Here is a 642-nt window from a genome sequence, read left to right on the forward strand (position 1 = left end):
CCATAGGAACATCAGACCGGACTGGTTGGAACCAACCGCCGGTCTGGGCGGTTCCCGCCAACGGAATATTCAAAGAAGACGAATGCCTGTGGAAAGATTATCCTGTGCGGAATCAAATGCGCATCCTGTCCTGCCTGCAACCAAACCTGCAAAGACTCTGAAAAAGAGCGCTGCGTAAGGCTTGACCGGGCTCCTTATGTCTTCAACGGCTGTACGAAAAAAATCAATCACTGCACGATTGCCCACAAGTATAACTATAATGCCCGATCTGCCGACAGAAAATATCACGAAAAGCTTCGAGGTTCCAGAGTCGGGAGCAACATGACAAAACAGGAGCTTCGCAAAAAGGATCAGATCGTTTCCCCGCTGATCGAACAGGGACAGTCCCCCTATCATATCCTGACAAACCACCCGGAGCTGGACATGTCTGTCCGTACCCTGTATTCGTATCTTGACCAGGGACTCTTTACGGCAAGGAACATAGATCTGAAGCGGAAGATCCATTTCAAACCAAGAAAGTGCCATAAAACACAGATCACGAACAGGGCAGTCTTTACCAACCGATCGTAAGTAGGTAATCATCCGTGCCTTGACAAAATATGAAAATCCCCCAGCATTTACCGGGGGAAAATTAGTCTCTCA

General features: G+C 48.4%; 1 pseudogene. It reads left to right on the plus strand.

The features are described 5' to 3' along the window. Positions 1-66: 66 nt before the first annotated feature. A pseudogene (locus B5F53_RS21030) lies at positions 67-567 on the plus strand (IS30 family transposase); the annotation flags it as partial. Positions 568-642 lie beyond the last annotated feature (75 nt).

Source organism: Blautia sp. An249 (assembly GCF_002159835.1).
Taxonomy (GTDB): domain Bacteria; phylum Bacillota; class Clostridia; order Lachnospirales; family Lachnospiraceae; genus Blautia_A; species Blautia_A avistercoris.